Raw genomic sequence first — 16,421 nt, 5'->3', positions numbered from 1 at the left:
TCACACCCCCGCCAGTTGCAGCGGCAGCTCGCGCAGGCGCTGGCCGGTCAGGGCGAACACCGCGTTGGCCACCGCCGGCGTCGTGGGCGGCACGCCTGCCTCGCCGATACCGCCGGGTTTCTCGCTGCTGGCGACTATGTGCACCTCGACCTCGGGCATCTCGTTCAGGCGCAACACCTGGAAGTCGTGATAGTTGGACTGCACCACCCGGCCGTCCTTGAAGGAAATGCGGCTGTGCAGGGCCATGCCCAGGCCGAAGGTGATCCCCGACTCCATCTGCGCGGCGATGCTTTGCGGGTTCACCGCGATGCCGCAATCCACCGCACAGACCACGCGGTGCACGCGAATCCGCTCGGCCTCCTGGGACACCTCGGCCACCTGCGCCACATAGCTGCCGAAGGACTCGTGCACCGCAACGCCCAGGGCATGGCCATTGGGCACGGGCTTGCCCCAGCCGGCCTTCTCCACCGCCAGGTTGAGCACGCCCAGGTGCCGTGGGTGATCCTTGAGCAGGGTGCGGCGGTATTCCACCGGGTCCTTGCCCACCGCGGCGGCCATCTCGTCGATCAACGATTCGACGACGAACGCGGTGTGGGTATGGCCCACGGAACGCATCCACAGCACGGTGATGCCGGTCATCGGCGAATGCAGGTCGACCCGGTGGTTCGGCGTGCCCTTCAGGTAAGGCCCGTCCGCCAGGCCCTCGACCGAAGTGTTATCGATGCCGTTCTTGACGAAGCTGGCCTCGAACGAGGTGCCGGCCATGATCGACTGCCCCACCAGCACATGCTGCCAGGCCAGCGGCAGGCCCTGGGCATCCAGGCCGACCTGCGCCTGATGCAGGAACGCCGAACGGAAGTAGCCGCCGCGCACGTCGTCCTCCCGCGACCAGACGGTTTTCACCGGGGCTACGGCGGCCTTGGCCACCTCCACTGCTTCGCTGACGAAGTCCGAGGTCGGGTTGGCCCGGCGGCCGAAACCGCCACCCAAAAATTGCGTGTGGATCTGCACCTGTTCCGGCTTGAGCCCGGTGATCTTCGCCGCGACCATCTGGTCCAGGGTCTGGAACTGGGTGCCGGTCCAGATCTCGCACTTGTCGGCGCCGATGCGCACCGTGCAGTTGAGCGGCTCCATCGGCGCATGGGCCAGGTACGGCACGCTGTATTCGGCCTTGATCACCTGCGTCGCCTTGGCCATGGTCCCGGCCGCATCGCCGGCCTCGGCGGCCTTGGTCCCGGGGGTCAGCGCCAGTTTGCGAAAGCTCTGCATCAGGCTTTCGCTGCTCATGTTGGCGTTCGGCCCCAGGTCCCATTCGGCCTTGAGCGCATCGCGCCCCTGCTTGGCCGCCCAGTAATGCTCGGCGACCACCGCCACGCCCGTGGGCACCTGGAGCACCTTGATCACCCCGGGCACCGCCAGCGCCGCCTGGGGATCGAACAACTTGAGCGTGCCGCCGAACACCGGCGAACGCAGGACCACGGCGGTCAGCAGGCCGTCGAAATACATGTCCATGCCGAATTGCGCACGGCCGGTGATTTTCTCCGGGGTGTCCAGGCGCTGGGTCGGCTTGCCGATCAGCCGCCAGTCCTTGGCCTCCTTCAAGCGCAACGAGGCCGGGTCCGGCACCGGCAGCTGCCCGGCGTCGTTGGCCAGGTCGCCGTAGCTCAGGCGCTGGTCGCCGGCCACCACCCAGCCCTGCTCGGTGTGCAGGGTCGAGGGCGCCACCTGCAGGCGCTTGGCCGCCGCCTCGATCAGCATCTGCCGGGCCGCGGCGCCGGCCTGGCGATAGCGGTCGAACTCCATCCAGGTCGAGGTCGAGCCGCCGGTGATCTGCATCCCGCCGAACGCCGGCAAGCCATACACCGCAGCGGCCGGCGCGTGCTCGACGCGAATCTTCGACCAGTCGGCATCCAGCTCCTCGGCGATCAGCATCGACAGCCCGGTCCAGATGCCCTGGCCCATTTCCGAATGGCCGAGCACCACGGTGACCAACCCGTCCGGGGCGATACGCAAGAACGCATTGGGCACGAACGCTTCGCTCGCCGCCCGGGCAAAACGATTGGCTCCCGGGATGACGAACGCCACCACCAGCCCGCCGCCGAGCAGCGCGCCACCTTTGAGAAATCCACGACGTGATGCAGTGATCATGCCTTGCCCCTCTTAATGCCGACTCAGCCGATTTCAGCGGCGCGCTTGACCGCCGCGCGGATCCTTGGGTAGGTGCCGCAGCGGCAGATATTGCCGGACAGCGCCTGATCGATATCGCTGTCGGTGGGCGACGGGATCTTCGCCAACAAGGCCGCGGCCGACATGATCTGCCCGGACTGGCAGTAACCGCACTGCACCACGTCCAGCTCGGCCCAGGCGCGCTGCACCGGGTGCGAGCCGTCCGCCGACAGGCCTTCGATGGTGAGGATTTTCTGCCCGTTGGCCACTGTCGCGGCCGGGGTCACGCAGGAACGCAGCGGCGCGCCGTCGACATGCACGGTGCAGGCGCCGCATTGCGCCATGCCGCAGCCGAACTTGGTACCGGTCAGGTGCGCCACATCGCGCAGCACCCAGAGCAGCGGCATGTCCGCGGGCACCTCGAGCTGCTGGTCCTTGCCATTGATATTGAGTGTCAACATGCGCAACTCCTCAGGCCGAGGGGGGACAGGATTCACGGGATCCTGGAGCGGCGTCGCTGTGGCCGAAGGCCTACGCGCGCCGCGAGGTTTTCCATACAGCTAAGCGCAGTTTGCCGAACAGGCCGGATTCTGCGACCACCGGTCATGCACCCACCGCCCCCCGGATGAAGGGCGGTGAGTTGTCGATCTACGGCAACCCCGGACGACTATCGGCTGACTACGCTTGCTCAAGCGTGGACCACCTGCCGAGGAGAACCGTCATGTCGCACATTCATCGCATCACGCCCTGCCTGTGGTTCGACCACCAGGCCGAAGCCGCCGCCCAGTTCTACTGCTCGATCTTCGAGCACTCGCGCATCACCGCCCTCACCCACTACGGCAAGGCCGGCTTCGAGTTCCACGGCCGCCCCGAAGGCTCGGTGATGACCGTGTCCTTCGAGCTCGACGGGCAGACCTTCACCGGCCTCAACGGCGGTCCGGTGTTCCAGTTCAACGAAGCGGTCTCGCTGCAGGTCAACTGCCAGAACCAGGGCGAAATCGATCATTTCTGGAACGCCCTGTCCTACGGCGGCGCGCCCGAGGCCCAGCAGTGCGGCTGGCTCAAGGACAAGTTCGGGCTGTCCTGGCAGATCGTGCCTTGCGCGCTGAACCACTGGATGACCGACCCCGACACGGCCAAGTCGCAGCGGGTGATGCAGGCCCTGCTGCAGATGAAAAAACTCGATATCGCCGCGCTGGAACGAGCCTTCGCCGGCGAGAGCTAATACACTCGGTGGCCGACGCTTGCCGATGGGATGCCTTTGATGAAGCCGAGCTTGAGCCACAGCCCCGATACCGCCCCGCAGTTCTGGCGCGATGCGGCGCTGCCCTTTATCGAGGCCCGCTCGATCGCCGACGGGCGCAAGGTCTGTTACGCCCGGCATGCCCACGAACATTTTTCCATCGGCGCCATCACCGCCGGGCACAGCACCTACCTGCACGAGCAGGCGCAATTTCGCATCGGCGCCGGCACCGTGGTGCTGATGAACCCCGGCGAAGTGCACGCCTGCAACCCCATCGACGACCAGCCCTGGTCGTATCTCATGCTCTATGTCGATACCTCCTGGCTGACCGACCTGCAGCATCAACTGGGGTTCAGCCAGGACCTGGGCTTTCGCGCCTTTTCCACGCCCCACAGCGACGACCCCGAGCTCTATGCCGGGCTCAACCGTTTGTATGAGGTGCTGGTGGACGAACAGACCGAGACACTGCACAAGCACAGCGCCGTGGTGGCGTTTTTCAGCGACCTGCAGCAGCGCCTGAACCCGGCCAGCCGACCGCCGCGCGAGAGCAACCAGAAACTGCAACGGGCCGCCGACTACATTCGCCAACACTGCACCCGCTCGCTGAAGCTCGAGGAAATCTGCCAGGCTGCCGAGCTGTCGCCGTCCTACCTGATCCGCGCCTTCAAGCAGCATTACGGCATGACGCCCCACGCCTTCGTGGTCAACCAGCGGGTGCAGTTCGCCCAGTCCCGGTTGCGTGACGGCGAGCCGATCGCCGACGTGGCCCTGGAAGCCGGCTTCGCCGACCAGGCGCACTTCCAGCGAGCCTTCAAGCAGCATCTGGCGGCGACGCCGGGGCAGTATCGCGGGTGATTGGCAGACCTGACGCCCTCATCGCGAGCAAGCTCGCTCCTACAGAGGACGCGATCTCTGCAGGAGCGAGCTTGCTCGCGATAAAGCCAACGCCGATTCAAGGCAACAACAGATACACCGCGCTCGCCGCCAGCAGCGCCGCCATGCTGCGGTTGAACAGGCGCATGCCCTTCGGGTTGCTCAGGTACTGGCGCAAAAACGTCCCGGCGTAGGCCCAGCAGGCAATCGACAGGTAGCAGATCACGAAGTACACCAGGGCGAACTGCCACACCAGCAGCGCCTCGCCATTGGCGGCGAATGCGCCCATGCCGGCGACGCAGGCCAGCCAGGCCTTGGGGTTGAGCCATTGCATGATCGCGCCGTACCAGGCCGACGGCGCCTTGGCCTGGCCATCGCTGTTCAGCCGGCCGTCGTCCACCGCCAGCTTCCAGGCCATGAACAGCAGGAAAGCCACCCCGAACAGCTGGATGCCCCGGGTGAGGAACGGCCATAGCCGCAACAGCTCATGCAAACCCAGGCCGATCAGCACCAGCAACAGGACAAAGCCCAGGGTCGCGCCACCGACATGCCGCAGGCTGGCGCGAAAGCCGAACTGCGAGCCGGAACTCAGGGCCACGATATTGACCGGGCCGGGGGTAATCGAAGAGGCTAGCGCGAAGGCCGCCATGGAAAACACTACGCTCATCACACACCTTCAAAGGATCAATCGGAGAGTCCGGTGACCAAGGTAAGTGCGCAGGCCGCCCAGTGTATTGAAGAAAAATACCCCCCTCGCGTATGGACGAATCCCATGACCGATGCTCCCTCCTCCGCGACCACCCTCACCGCCCGCCTGCTGTTGCGCGCGCCAACGGCCGCCGACCTGGACGTCACCCACCTGCTCCACAGCGACCCGCGGACTCAGCGCTATAACCCGGCCGGCCCGGACAGCCGCGAGAGCTGCCAGCACCGGCTGCAGGGCTGGATACAACACTGGCAGGACCAGGGTTTCGGCTATTGGGTGGTCTGCGACCGCGCCCAGCCCGAGCGGGTGCTGGGGTTCGGCGGCGTCATGCACAGCCGCTTCGGCGAGCGCACCGGGCTGAACCTGTACTTTCGCTTCGCCGTCGATGCCTGGGGCCAGGGCTACGCCAGCGAAATGGCCGGCGCCGCGCTGCACCTGGCGTTCCGCGTGCTGGGCAAGGAACAGGTGATCGGCCTGGTGCGCCCCGACAATCTGCCGTCGCGTCGCGCCCTGGAACGCCTGGGCCTGACCCTGGACGGCGAACTGGACGACTTCCCCGGCCTGCCCTCCAGCCTGCTGTACAGCCTCAGCGCCGAACGCTACTTCGCGGCCCAGGCCACCTCGCCCACCGACACTGTGCGCAGCCTCGAACCATGAGCCTGATCGAGCTGCACCCGGCCCAGCGCGACGAGCTGGAATGCATCGAAAACCTGATGCAGTTCTTCATGTACGAATTCAGCGAGTGGCTGCCGCTCAAGCTCGGCCGCCACGGTCTGTTCCAGATCCAGCCGAAGACCGAATACTGGCGCCAGCCCGGCACCCGTCCCTGGCTGCTGCGGGTCGACGGCGAACTGGCGGGCTTTGCCATCGTCGACGAGCAGGTGCACTTTGCCGAGGTGCAGTACAACCTCGCCTACTTCTTCGTGGCCCGGCGCTTTCGCGGTCGCGGCATCGGCCGGCAGGTGGTGAGGCAACTGCTGGAACAGCTGCCCGGGCACTGGCAGATCGTCCACATCGATGACAACCGGCCGGCCCGGGATTTCTGGGCCCGGGTCATTCCCACGCTCGTCGGCGACGCCTACAGCTGTCATCCAATCACGGCAGACGGCTACCCCTGCACCCTGTATAAATTCCACACCCCGACATCGCCCGGGCAATGATCGAGGCCCGAAAAGCCTCGCCCAGCGCCCAGGCACCGGTATGCCCCCTGAGCCACGGCAGTCGGCTGATTAACGCAAAATGCCGCTCCAGAGCCCTGCGACCGTTGTTTAGCCGAGCGAAAAAATATCACGCGTGAGTCATTGAGCCGTAACAAAATCCCCTGTAATGTTCTCACGCGTGATACGTGCACAACGGAGTCACCCCATGAAAAAGACCCTCCCGGCCAGGCAGCCTGCTGACCTACCGGCTTCCTCAGAGAGTCGACAAGGAGAGCGCTCGAAACCTTCCAGCAGTAAGGCCTCCAGCAACAAGGCCCCTAGCAAGGCTTCTGCCAAGAAGCCGTCGAGCTTCTACATGAAGCAGATGCGCGCGGGCCTGAGTGCCGCTGGTTATGTGAAACACGAAACCTGGGTACTTCCGGAAAACCGGAGCGTGCTCAAGCACATTGAGAAGAAGCTGCGCCAACCCCTGATCGGCGGCGCACCGGTATTGGAGAATGACATGATCGCAGGTGAGAACTGGACCATCGACCGCCTCTTCGGCGCCTTGCAGGCCCTGGACGAAGTGACCTCGAACGAAATCGGCCTGAGCCTGATTCAAGGCGCCGAGCCAAGCATCAAGCTGGAAATGCACGACTTCGGCGGCCTGCCGATCTACATCGCGGTGGTCGGCGAGCAGATCATCGTCGACACCGTGCTGGTGGACCTGGAGTCGATCAACGACGTCGCCCGCTTCAATGACGCGGTGCTGCGCAGCCGGGAGATGTTCCCCCTCTCCTCGATCGGCATCGAGTCCATGCCCAACGGCCAGACCGTCTACAACATGTTCGGCGCCCTGAGCGCCAGCTCGAACCTGACCAACGTGGTGACCGAGGTCAAGACCCTGGTGGACAACGTCCAACGCGCCACCGAAGCCTTCGAAAGCTTCTTCAACTGATTGCCGAGAATCCGGAGTACACCTACATGACTCAGTCCATCTGGAACAAACTGTTCACCGCCCTGCGCGGCGGCGCCAACGAAGTCGGCGAAAGCATCGCCGACCAGCAGGCCCTGCGCATCCTCGACCAGGAAATCCGCGACGCCGACAACGCCCTGTCCAACGCCAAGCGCGAGCTGGTCACCATCATGGCCAAGCACAAGCTGTCCACTGAGCGGGTCAGCGAATTCACCGCGAAGATCGCCGACCTGGAATCCAAGGCCCTCGCCTCGCTGCAGGCCAACCGCGAAGACCTGGCCCTGGAAGTCGCCGAAGCCATCTCGACCCTGACCACCGGCCTGGAAGCGGAGCAGAAGCAAGCCAGCGAATTCGGCGCCTACGCCGAAAATATGCGCAAGGACATCGGCAAGGCCGAAGCGCGCATCCGCAGCCTGCGCCAGCAAGTGGACATGGCCAAGGCCCGGGAGAGCGTGCAGAAGGCCCAGGTCAGCGCCTCGATCGCCAGCGGCGGCGCCAACGGCAAGCTGGAAACCGCGGTCAACACCCTGAACCGCCTCCAAGCCAAGCAAGACCAGCGCGCGGCGGAAATGGAAGCCCAGGAGCAACTGGCCGATGCGAGCAACGGCAACGACCTGGAACGCCGCCTGCGCGAAGCCAACATCGTGCCGGACCAGGGCAGCGCCAACGCCATCCTCGAGCGCCTGAAAAAACAGAAGTCGGCCGAGTAAACAGCGCTGTTGCACCACTCAACCTGTAGGAGCGCAGCTTGCTCGCGATGGTCGTTAACGATGTCGCGTACTGCCTGGATGAGCGCGGCGCCCTCCAGTCCATCGCGAGCAAGCTGCGCTCCTACAGTGAATCGCCTGTGTTTTTTTCGGCCTCCTGGAGGGCCTCGATGGCCGTTGCAAATGGTTTCAAGACCCTGGCGGGCCTGGCCCTGGTAATGATCGCCGCACAGGTGCTCAACAGCCTGAGCGGCTACAGCCTGAATCTCTTCGGCCTGATCCCGCGCACCCTGCAGGGTTTGCCGGGGATACTCGTCTCGCCCTTTCTCCACGGCTCCTTTACCCACCTGACCGCCAACCTGGTGCCCTTCCTGATCCTCGGCGCCATGGTGATCGCCGAAGGCCAGCGGCGCTTCGTGGTGGCCAGCCTGATCATCATCCTGCTCGGCGGCGCGCTGGTCTGGCTGTTCGGCTTCAGGGGCATCCATGTCGGCGCCAGCGCCTGGGTCTTCGGCCTGTGGGCCTACATCCTCACCCGCGCCTGGCTGCTGCGCAGCTGGAGCAGCCTGCTGGCCGCCGCGGTGACGATGTTCCTGTATTCCGGCCTGGTCCTGGGGTTCCTGCCACGGGCCGGGGTGTCCTTCGAAGGGCACATCTTTGGCGCCTTCGCGGGGTTTATCGCAGCAAAAGTGCTTTTATCCGGCGCCAAGCCGATGTCTAATGCCGCGCGGCAATGAGCCATGCCTTGCCCGGGCACGGCGCGCTGCATCACGGATAGATCTGCTCATCAGGAAATCAGGGATTCGATGTCGATTTTCATCTTGCTTCGGGTATACGCGGCCACCTTCTTCCAGCGCTTCGGCTGGATGGGCCTGGCCATCGCACTCGGCGTGCATGCCGCAACCTCCTATCTCGGCCTGGTGGCCCTGGGCGAGCAGCACCTCACCGCGCCCGCGACCTTCATCTATTTCTATTTCACCACCACCCTGACCGTGGGTTATGGCGACCTGTCGCCGCAATCCGCCGCCGGCCGGGTGTTCGTCGCCGTGTGGGTGATGCTCGGCGGCATCGCGCTGCTGACCGCGGCCATCGGCAAGACCACCAGCAGCGTTATGGACCTATGGAGAAAAGGCATGAAAGGCAAAGGCGACTTCACCGGCAAGACCGGGCATACCGTGCTGGTCGGCTGGGAAGGCGCGTCCAGCGAGCGGGTGATCGAATTGCTGCTGCAGGACGAAACCTCCAACGACAACCTGATCGTCATCTGCGACGCCAGCCTCGACGAGAACCCGATGCAGGGCAAGGCCGCCTTCGTCAAGGGCGAAAGCCTGTCGTCCGCGGCCCTGCTGTTGCGCGCCGGGGTGCCCGGCGCCGAACGGGTACTGGTGCGCACCAGTTCCGACGACCTGACCCTGGCCAGTGTGCTGGCGATCAACCAACTGCGCCCCAGCGGCCATGTGGTCGCCCACTTCAACGACAGCGAAATCGCCACCCTGGCCGCCTCCTACGCCCCCAAGCTGGAGTGCACCTCGAGCATGGCCATCGAGATGCTGGTGCGCTCCTCCCAGGACCCGGGCTCCTCGGTGGTGATCAACGAACTGCTGTGCGTCGGCCAGGGCGCCACCCAATACGTCATGCGCCTGCCCGAGACTTACGAAGGCCGTTTCGCCGAGCTCTACGTACACCTCAAGGAACGCTACAACGCCACCCTGATCGGCTACCGCGCCCGCGGCGCGCAACACCCGCAGATCAACCCGCACAGCGATACGCGGATCCAGGGCGGCGAACTCTTCTACATCGCTTCCAGCCGCCTCAAGGACATCGACAATGGGATGGTTTAAACGCTTTCTGGGGCTCCAGGCCCCGGCCACCACAAGCTCGAGCTTCGCCACCGGCCCACTGGGCCTGAGCATGGGCGCGGGCATCCGCTTCGATGCCAGCCTCAAGCTGCTGCTCGCCGACAACAGCCGCGTAGCGATTCCCGGCGACCAGGCGGTCTACAGCGAAGGCCTGGTGGACCTGGGCCAGTCCGAATGGCTGTCGCGCTACTACCTGGACGACGAAGACTACTGGCTGCAGGTGCACACCAGCGGCGGCATCGACGGCCAGGTCAAATCGATCATCCTGTTCAACTACCTGAGCAACCAGGCCGTCAACAGCGAAGCCGAGCTGCGGCGCCTGGCCGGCCCGAACAGCCTGATCGGCCAGCCCACCTACAGCCTCGACGGCGTCGAGTACCTGCGCGAATGGGGCACCGAAGCCGGACAGACCGAGCTGGTGCCGCTGCGCGAGCAGGTGTCCAAGCCGGACGAGACCTTCGCCTTCGAAAGCCACTCGATGCTCTATGCCCGCGACACCGGCCTGACCAATCGCCGCGAGTTCCTGCTGTTTTCCGTGGAGCAATACGCCGACGGCAGCGTCAGCCTGGTGACCTCACTGGGCATTTCCCTATACATGACCGACCTGCAAACCCTCTGACAAGGACCAGAACCCATGCTTGAAGCCCTTTCCATCTCCCTGAACAAATTCGCCGTGGTCGGTTTCCTGACCTACATCCTCGGCGCGGCCGTGCTGTTCGCCCTGTTCCAGTTCGTCTACACCCGCCTGACGCCGCACAAGGAATTCCAGCTGATCCGCGAGGGCAACGTCTCCGCCGCCATCGCCCTGGGCGGCGCCATCATCGGTTTCGCCATCCCGGCGAGCAACGTCATCGCCTACTCCATCAGCCTGCTGGACTTCGCCGTCTGGGCGCTGATCGCCGCCGTGGTGCAACTGCTGGCGTTCCTGATGACCAGCCTGGTGCTCAAGGGCACTTCGCAGCGCATCCGCAACGGCGAAATTGCCGCCGGCATCTATGTCGCCGCCGTGGCCATCAGCGTCGGCCTGCTCAACGCCGCCTGCATGACCCCTTCGCAGAACTGATCGACCGCACGGAGCCCTCGATGAAACGAAGCCAATACGTTCAGCTCTCCCTGGCCGCCTCGGTGGCCCTGGCGATCTCGGGCTGCAACTCGGAGCCGGAGACCCTCGCGGTCCAGCAGAAATTCAACTTCCAGTCGGTGCAGGAATGCGTGGACGGCAAGATCGCCGTGGACGTCTGCTCCGATGCCTATATCAAGGCCATGGCGGAGCACCGCGCCCAGGCGCCGGTCTACGACAACCAGGCCGATTGCGATGCCGACTTCGTCGAAAACTGGTGCCAGGTGGATTCCAGCGGCAAGTTCGTGCCCAAGCTCGGCGGCTTTGAAATCAACGCCCAGGGTGCCTTCACCCGCGAACAGCTGGCAGCGGCCGGGGTCAGCCCCGAGGCTGGCCGCAGCTCGTCGTTCAGCAGCAATGACAGCGGCCTGCTCACCGGCCTGCTGATCGGCAACCTGCTCAGCGGCGGCAACCGCAACTATTACTCCGAGCCGGTCTACCGCTATCGCGACGACCGCGGCAGCTATGCCAACTCGACGCTCAACCAGCGCATCGCCAGCGGCTCGACCTTCTCCAAGTCGCGCCAGGCGCAGTCGGGCAGCGGTTTCCGGACCACCACCCGGCCGATGTCCGTGTCCTCCTCTACCTCCCGCGGCGGCTTCGGCAGCCAGGCCAGCGCCCGCAGCGGCTGGGGCGGCTCCAGCTCCTCGAGCTGGAGTTCGGGACGCTCGAGCAGCTAAGGAGGCGCGCCATGAAGAAGATCCTCTGCAACGAACGCCCGGACTGGCGACAGACCGCGCAAAAGCTCGGCTTCCTGTTCCACACCATCGACGGCGAAGCCTACTGGGACGAAAGCGCCTACTACCAGTTCAGCCTCAAGCAGATCGAGGACGACCTGGAAGACCCGACCACCGAGATCCATGAGATGTGCATGGACCTGGTGGACCGGGTGGTGCGCAGCGAGGCCCTGCTCGATCGCCTGAGCATTCCGCCGGCCTTCTACGACATGATCCGCACTTCATGGCTCGAGGGTCACCCGCACCTCTACGGCCGCCTGGATTTTTCCTATAACGGCCAGGGCCCGGCCAAGCTGCTGGAGCTCAACTACGACACCCCCACCAGCCTCTATGAAACCGCGGCGTTCCAATGGGGCTGGCTGGAGCAGAACATCGAGCGCGGCCTGCTGCCACGGCATGCCGACCAGTTCAACAGCATCGACACCCGGCTGCACCAGGCTTTCGCCCAGCTGGGGATCACGCGTCCGTTCTATTTCGCCTCGATGAAGGATTCGGTGGAGGACCGCGCCACCACCGACTACCTGCGCCTGATCGCGGAAAAGGCCGGCATCGAGTCGCGGCACATCGACGTGGAAGACATCGGCCTCACCGCCGAAGGCCGCTTCGTCGATCTGCAGGACCGCTGGATCCCGCACCTGTTCAAGCTGCACGCCTGGGAGTTCATCTTCCACGAGCCCTTCGGCGCGGCGATCGCCGCCAGCGACACGCAGTTCTTCGAGCCGGCGTGGAAATCCATCCTCTCCAACAAGGGCATCCTGCCGCTGCTCTGGGAAGCCCACCCGGGCCACCCGAACCTGCTGGAAACCCACCTGGACCCACACCCGCAACGCGAGGTGCCCAAGGGCTGGGTGCGCAAGCCGTTCTTTTCCCGCGAAGGCGCCAACATCGAGTTGCGCACCCCGCAGGACGAGGTGGTCAAGGAAGACGGCCCCTACACCGACGCGCCCTACATCCTGCAGTCCTTCGCCCCGCTGCCGCGCTTTGGCGACAGCTACACCCTGATCGGCTCCTGGGTCATCGGCGACCAGGCCGCCGGTATCGGCGTGCGTGAAGACGACAGCCTGATCACCAAGGACTCCAGCCGCTTCCTGCCGCACCTGATCCTCGACTGATATATCCGCCGGGGCGCGCAATGCGCCTCGGCCTGTTTCTCAACGGCTACAGCACAATAACTATCTCCAGCATTGTTATGGCCGTCATTCAGAACTGCCTTATATAACTTGCCCATCATTTATCTGAGTTCCGCTACAGACCTTGCTTAAAGCTGAACGAATATATGATTCGTGGCAATTTAATCTTGACTTGACAGGTGGCCCTGAGTAAATTGCGCGGGCCGGCCAAACCGGCCTTTTTTCAACTCACAAAAGAAGCCAATGGACACAGTATCTAGACGCTGTCTGGTCGATGCGCTTGCGCAGGGCTGGGCACTTAACCCAGAACATGACGGGACTCGACTTTTCGGTCGGGTGAGCTGCGCTAGAGCTTGACGCTCCTTCGTAACTTGCCTTCACCGGAGCCAGTCCGGTCGCGAGGCAACTGTTATGAACTTCAAATCCACTGTAATGCCCGGCGTACGCGCCTTTGCATCGACCATGCGGGTCAAGCCCTGCGCTGAGCGCGCGGCCGTTTCCCGGGTCGGCACCCTGTATTCCACCCCCTCCTCGCAAACCCGGCCGCGGGCCAACTGGCGCGTCTGCCCGGTCACCTGCCGGCTCCAGCAACGCTGGAGCTTCGACGACAGCCAGGACCCTCAGAGTCGGAGCCTGGCCGGCCTCCTCATGCAGGCCGGCCTGCTGCTGAGCCTGTCCCGGGACTCGCACTTCTAGTTCAACCGAAGGCACTTTCAAGTCCTTCCTGAACGTTTTCCCTAATAAGGAATTCGGCAACTTCCTATTGCCTGCTTACAACTAAAAGTTGGTGGTAATTGTTATGGACGAAGCCAGTAGTAGGTTCGTCGCCTGTTCATGTTCATTGAATAGGCGGCGAACGTTAAAACCAATAAAACGCAACTACCTGAATCGATCGCTTACTTGCGGCTCGACATACGTTCGCTCGTCTTTGAATAGGTGAGTGGTCTGTGTGTCGTGCCGCAAGCCTGCGGCAGGAGCACACGTAATGACTACGGTAAAAACCCGCACCTCCTCCTCGCAAAACTCCACCCGCGACGACACCCGGCTGTCGATGCGCGCCGCCCGCGAAGCGCAGAACAGCCTTGGCGTGACCCTGGACAACGTCAAGTCGAACGCCAACGGCCTGACCGAGCTCGACGCCGAAGGCCGCCTGCAGCGCGACGGCTTCAACGAAGTGGCCCACGACCGGCCGCCTCATGCCCTGGTGCAATTGCTGCAAGCCTTCAACAACCCGTTCATCTATGTGCTGATGACGCTGACCGCCATCAGCTTCTTCACCGACTTCTGGCTGCCCCTGCAAGCCGGCGAGGAAACCGACCTGACCGGGGTGATCATCGTCCTGGTCATGGTCCTGGCCAGCGGCCTGATGCGTTTCTGGCAGGAATACCGCTCGGCCAAGGCCGCCGAGGCGCTCAAGGCCATGGTGCGGACCACCGCCACCGTGCTGCGGCGCGAGCAGATGGGCATGAAAGCCGCGCTGCGCGAAGTGCCGATGCGCGACCTGGTGGTCGGCGACATCGTGCAACTGTCGGCCGGCGACATGATCCCCGCCGATATCCGCCTGATCGAATCCCGCGACCTGTTCATCAGCCAGGCGGTGCTGACCGGCGAGGCGCTGCCGGTGGAGAAGTACGACACCCTGGGCGCGGTGCAGGAGAAATCCGCCCATCGCACAGCGGCAGCTGACCAGCAGGACCTGCTCGACCTGCCGAACATCTGCTTCATGGGCACCAACGTGGTCAGCGGCACCGCCACCGCGGTGGTGGTAGCCACCGGGTCGCGCACCTACTTCGGCTCCCTGGCGCGTTCCATCGTCGGCTCGCGGACCCAGACCGCCTTCGACCGCGGGGTGAACAGCGTCAGCTGGCTGCTGATCCGCTTCATGCTGGTGATGGTGCCGGTGGTGCTACTGATCAACGGTTTCACCAAGGGTGACTGGGCCGAAGCCTTCATGTTCGCCCTGGCGGTGGCCGTCGGCCTGACCCCGGAAATGCTGCCGATGATCGTCAGCGCCAACCTGGCCAAGGGCGCCGCGGCCATGGCCAAGCGCAAGGTGGTGGTCAAGCGCCTCAACGCGATCCAGAACTTCGGCGCCATGGACGTGCTGTGCACCGACAAGACCGGCACCCTGACCCAGGACCGGATCATCCTCGAGCACCACGTCGATATCAGCGGCAGCCGCTGCGACCAGGTGCTACAACTGGCCTGGCTCAACAGCTACCACCAGAGCGGCATGAAGAACCTGATGGACCGCGCGGTGGTGAGCTACGCCGAAAACAACCCGAAGTTCAGCGCGCCCGATGCCTGGAGCAAGGTCGATGAACTGCCGTTCGATTTCGTCCGCCGGCGCCTCTCGGTGATCCTCGCCGACGCCAGCGGCCATCACCTGCTGGTGTGCAAGGGCGCGGTCGAGGAAATGCTCGACACCGCCACCCGGGTGCGCCAGGACGGCGTCACCGTGGCCCTCGACGCCGGGCGCCGGGCGGCGCTGCTGGAGCTGGCCGAGGAATACAACCGCGACGGTTTCCGCGTGCTGCTGGTCGGCACCCGCGACCTGGCGCCGGGGCAGACCCGCCAGCAATACAGCGCCAGCGACGAGCGCGAGCTGATCATCGAAGGCTTCCTGACCTTCCTCGATCCGCCCAAGGAAACCGCCGGCCCGGCCATCGCCGCGCTGCGCGAGAACGGCGTGACAGTGAAGGTGCTGACCGGCGACAACCCCATCGTCACCGCGAAGATCTGCCGCGAGGTCGGCCTGGAAGTCGGCCAGCCGCTGCTCGGACGGGATATCGAGCACATGGACGACGCGGTGCTCGCGCGCCTGGTGGAAGAGCGCACGGTATTCGCCAAGCTCACCCCGCTGCAGAAATCTCGGGTGCTCAAGGCCCTGCAGGCCAACGGGCACACCGTGGGCTTCCTCGGCGACGGCATCAACGACGCCCCGGCGCTGCGCGATGCCGACGTCGGTATCTCGGTGGACAGCGGCACCGACATCGCCAAGGAATCGGCGGACATCATCCTCCTGGAAAAGAGCCTGATGGTGCTCGAAGAAGGTGTGATCAAGGGCCGCGAGACCTTCGGCAACATCATGAAGTACCTGAACATGACCGCCAGTTCCAACTTCGGCAACGTGTTCTCGGTGCTGGTGGCCAGTGCGTTCATTCCGTTCCTGCCGATGCTGGCGATCCACCTGCTGCTGCAGAACCTGATGTACGACATCTCCCAGCTGTCGCTGCCGTGGGACAAGATGGACAAGGAATTCCTGCGCAAGCCGCGCAAGTGGGACGCCAAGAACATCGGGCGCTTCATGCTGTGGATCGGGCCGACCTCGTCGATCTTCGACATCACCACCTACGCCCTGATGTGGTTCGTGTTCGCCGCCAACAGCGTGGAAATGGCCGCCCTGTTCCAGTCCGGCTGGTTCATCGAAGGCCTGCTCTCGCAGACCCTGGTGGTGCACATGCTGCGCACCCAGAAGATCCCGTTCATCCAGAGCACCGCGGCGCTGCCGGTGATGCTGATGACCGGCCTGGTGATGGCCCTGGGTATCTACGTGCCGTTCTCGCCGCTGGGTGCAATGGTCGGCCTGGTACCGCTGCCGTGGGAATACTTCCCTTGGCTGGTCGGCACCCTGCTGTGCTACTGCGTCGTCGCCCAGACCATGAAGACCCTCTATATCCGTCGCTTCAAGCAATGGTTCTGAGGGCCTGACGGTCCGCTTTGCTGCCATCGCGAGCAAGCTCGCTCCTACAGAACACCCCCCCT

The 16,421-nt window shown here is 64.4% G+C and carries 17 protein-coding genes; 14 read left to right on the top strand and 3 right to left on the bottom strand.

Features of this window, described 5'->3' with window-relative positions:
• Together J4E58_RS26020 and J4E58_RS26015 are read right to left on the bottom strand one after the other, a co-directional pair.
• The gene (locus J4E58_RS26020; protein WP_087092843.1) at positions 1-2,148 is read right to left on the bottom strand and encodes a xanthine dehydrogenase family protein molybdopterin-binding subunit; all 2,148 of its coding nucleotides are present in this window, start codon (positions 2,146-2,148) and stop codon (positions 1-3) included.
• 23 nt (positions 2,149-2,171) lie between these two features.
• Positions 2,172-2,627 carry a (2Fe-2S)-binding protein gene (locus J4E58_RS26015; RefSeq protein WP_009043583.1) on the bottom strand — a complete coding sequence of 152 codons (456 nt, stop codon included), beginning with the start codon at positions 2,625-2,627 and terminating at the stop codon, positions 2,172-2,174.
• Between the two features lie 260 nt (positions 2,628-2,887).
• Here J4E58_RS26015 and J4E58_RS26010 point away from each other — a divergent pair, with 260 nt between their 5' ends.
• Both J4E58_RS26010 and J4E58_RS26005 read left to right on the top strand, forming a co-directional pair.
• Positions 2,888-3,391 (top strand): VOC family protein, encoded by a 504-nt coding sequence (locus J4E58_RS26010; RefSeq protein WP_087092841.1) that lies wholly within the window; start codon positions 2,888-2,890, stop codon positions 3,389-3,391.
• A gap of 39 nt (positions 3,392-3,430) precedes the next feature.
• Positions 3,431-4,264 carry an AraC family transcriptional regulator gene (locus J4E58_RS26005; RefSeq protein WP_087092840.1) on the top strand — a complete coding sequence of 278 codons (834 nt, stop codon included), beginning with the start codon at positions 3,431-3,433 and terminating at the stop codon, positions 4,262-4,264.
• Between the two features lie 97 nt (positions 4,265-4,361).
• On the opposite strand, the gene J4E58_RS26000 is transcribed toward J4E58_RS26005, so the two are convergent.
• Positions 4,362-4,949 carry a LysE family translocator gene (locus tag J4E58_RS26000; protein WP_087092839.1) on the bottom strand — a complete coding sequence of 196 codons (588 nt, stop codon included), beginning with the start codon at positions 4,947-4,949 and terminating at the stop codon, positions 4,362-4,364.
• A gap of 105 nt (positions 4,950-5,054) precedes the next feature.
• Here J4E58_RS26000 and J4E58_RS25995 point away from each other — a divergent pair, with 105 nt between their 5' ends.
• From J4E58_RS25995 to mgtA, 12 genes are all read left to right on the top strand, one after another.
• Entirely contained in the window at positions 5,055-5,645 is a 591-nt protein-coding gene (locus J4E58_RS25995; protein WP_087092838.1) for a GNAT family N-acetyltransferase, read from the top strand.
• On the top strand, positions 5,642-6,148 hold the full coding sequence (locus J4E58_RS25990; protein WP_087092837.1) for a GNAT family N-acetyltransferase: 507 nt from the start codon (positions 5,642-5,644) through the stop codon (positions 6,146-6,148). Before J4E58_RS25995 ends, J4E58_RS25990 begins: the two co-directional genes overlap by 4 nt.
• A gap of 205 nt (positions 6,149-6,353) precedes the next feature.
• Positions 6,354-7,085: a YjfI family protein gene (locus J4E58_RS25985; protein WP_370686848.1), complete on the top strand. Its 732-nt coding sequence runs from the start codon at positions 6,354-6,356 to the stop codon at positions 7,083-7,085.
• Between the two features lie 26 nt (positions 7,086-7,111).
• A complete protein-coding gene (locus tag J4E58_RS25980; RefSeq protein ID WP_053260905.1) occupies positions 7,112-7,813 on the top strand; it encodes a PspA/IM30 family protein in 702 nt (233 codons plus the stop codon).
• A gap of 167 nt (positions 7,814-7,980) precedes the next feature.
• Positions 7,981-8,547 (top strand): rhomboid family intramembrane serine protease, encoded by a 567-nt coding sequence (locus J4E58_RS25975; protein WP_087092901.1) that lies wholly within the window; start codon positions 7,981-7,983, stop codon positions 8,545-8,547.
• A 69-nt stretch (positions 8,548-8,616) separates the two neighbouring features.
• The gene (locus tag J4E58_RS25970) at positions 8,617-9,651 is read left to right on the top strand and encodes a potassium channel family protein (protein WP_087092836.1); all 1,035 of its coding nucleotides are present in this window, start codon (positions 8,617-8,619) and stop codon (positions 9,649-9,651) included.
• Positions 9,638-10,288 (top strand): DUF2491 family protein, encoded by a 651-nt coding sequence (locus J4E58_RS25965; protein WP_053260903.1) that lies wholly within the window; start codon positions 9,638-9,640, stop codon positions 10,286-10,288. Before J4E58_RS25970 ends, J4E58_RS25965 begins: the two co-directional genes overlap by 14 nt.
• Positions 10,289-10,303: 15 nt before the next feature.
• A complete protein-coding gene (locus tag J4E58_RS25960; protein ID WP_009043573.1) occupies positions 10,304-10,732 on the top strand; it encodes a DUF350 domain-containing protein in 429 nt (142 codons plus the stop codon).
• Between the two features lie 20 nt (positions 10,733-10,752).
• Positions 10,753-11,469: a DUF1190 domain-containing protein gene (locus J4E58_RS25955; RefSeq protein ID WP_007920978.1), complete on the top strand. Its 717-nt coding sequence runs from the start codon at positions 10,753-10,755 to the stop codon at positions 11,467-11,469.
• A gap of 11 nt (positions 11,470-11,480) precedes the next feature.
• Positions 11,481-12,638, top strand: a complete 1,158-nt coding sequence (locus J4E58_RS25950) for a glutathionylspermidine synthase family protein (RefSeq protein ID WP_087092835.1) — start codon at positions 11,481-11,483, stop codon at positions 12,636-12,638.
• Between the two features lie 429 nt (positions 12,639-13,067).
• Complete coding sequence (locus tag J4E58_RS25945; RefSeq protein WP_007920982.1) at positions 13,068-13,352, top strand: hypothetical protein; 285 nt, start codon at positions 13,068-13,070, stop codon at positions 13,350-13,352.
• Positions 13,353-13,641: 289 nt separating this feature from the next.
• Positions 13,642-16,359, top strand: a complete 2,718-nt coding sequence (gene mgtA / locus J4E58_RS25940; protein WP_087092834.1) for a magnesium-translocating P-type ATPase — start codon at positions 13,642-13,644, stop codon at positions 16,357-16,359.
• The last annotated feature ends 62 nt before the right edge of the window (positions 16,360-16,421 follow it).

Source organism: Pseudomonas sp. FW305-25, assembly GCF_017351415.1.
In the GTDB taxonomy this organism is placed as follows: Bacteria; Pseudomonadota; Gammaproteobacteria; order Pseudomonadales; family Pseudomonadaceae; genus Aquipseudomonas; species Aquipseudomonas chlororaphis.
The sequence above is the reverse complement of the archived record's forward strand: the minus strand, read 5'-3'. Positions and strand labels throughout refer to the sequence as shown.

Bases quoted from the DNA above. Each gene is read 5' to 3' on its own strand.
- J4E58_RS26020 (WP_087092843.1), bottom strand. From the start codon at position 2,148: ATGATCACTGCATCACGTCGTGGATTTCTCAAAGGTGGCGCGCTGCTC.
- J4E58_RS26015 (WP_009043583.1), bottom strand. From the start codon at position 2,627: ATGTTGACACTCAATATCAATGGCAAGGACCAGCAGCTCGAGGTGCCC.
- J4E58_RS26010 (WP_087092841.1), top strand. From the start codon at position 2,888: ATGTCGCACATTCATCGCATCACGCCCTGCCTGTGGTTCGACCACCAG.
- J4E58_RS26005 (WP_087092840.1), top strand. From the start codon at position 3,431: ATGAAGCCGAGCTTGAGCCACAGCCCCGATACCGCCCCGCAGTTCTGG.
- J4E58_RS26000 (WP_087092839.1), bottom strand. From the start codon at position 4,949: ATGAGCGTAGTGTTTTCCATGGCGGCCTTCGCGCTAGCCTCTTCGATT.
- J4E58_RS25995 (WP_087092838.1), top strand. From the start codon at position 5,055: ATGACCGATGCTCCCTCCTCCGCGACCACCCTCACCGCCCGCCTGCTG.
- J4E58_RS25990 (WP_087092837.1), top strand. From the start codon at position 5,642: ATGAGCCTGATCGAGCTGCACCCGGCCCAGCGCGACGAGCTGGAATGC.
- J4E58_RS25985 (WP_370686848.1), top strand. From the start codon at position 6,354: ATGAAAAAGACCCTCCCGGCCAGGCAGCCTGCTGACCTACCGGCTTCC.
- J4E58_RS25980 (WP_053260905.1), top strand. From the start codon at position 7,112: ATGACTCAGTCCATCTGGAACAAACTGTTCACCGCCCTGCGCGGCGGC.
- J4E58_RS25975 (WP_087092901.1), top strand. From the start codon at position 7,981: ATGGCCGTTGCAAATGGTTTCAAGACCCTGGCGGGCCTGGCCCTGGTA.
- J4E58_RS25970 (WP_087092836.1), top strand. From the start codon at position 8,617: ATGTCGATTTTCATCTTGCTTCGGGTATACGCGGCCACCTTCTTCCAG.
- J4E58_RS25965 (WP_053260903.1), top strand. From the start codon at position 9,638: ATGGGATGGTTTAAACGCTTTCTGGGGCTCCAGGCCCCGGCCACCACA.
- J4E58_RS25960 (WP_009043573.1), top strand. From the start codon at position 10,304: ATGCTTGAAGCCCTTTCCATCTCCCTGAACAAATTCGCCGTGGTCGGT.
- J4E58_RS25955 (WP_007920978.1), top strand. From the start codon at position 10,753: ATGAAACGAAGCCAATACGTTCAGCTCTCCCTGGCCGCCTCGGTGGCC.
- J4E58_RS25950 (WP_087092835.1), top strand. From the start codon at position 11,481: ATGAAGAAGATCCTCTGCAACGAACGCCCGGACTGGCGACAGACCGCG.
- J4E58_RS25945 (WP_007920982.1), top strand. From the start codon at position 13,068: ATGAACTTCAAATCCACTGTAATGCCCGGCGTACGCGCCTTTGCATCG.
- mgtA (WP_087092834.1), top strand. From the start codon at position 13,642: ATGACTACGGTAAAAACCCGCACCTCCTCCTCGCAAAACTCCACCCGC.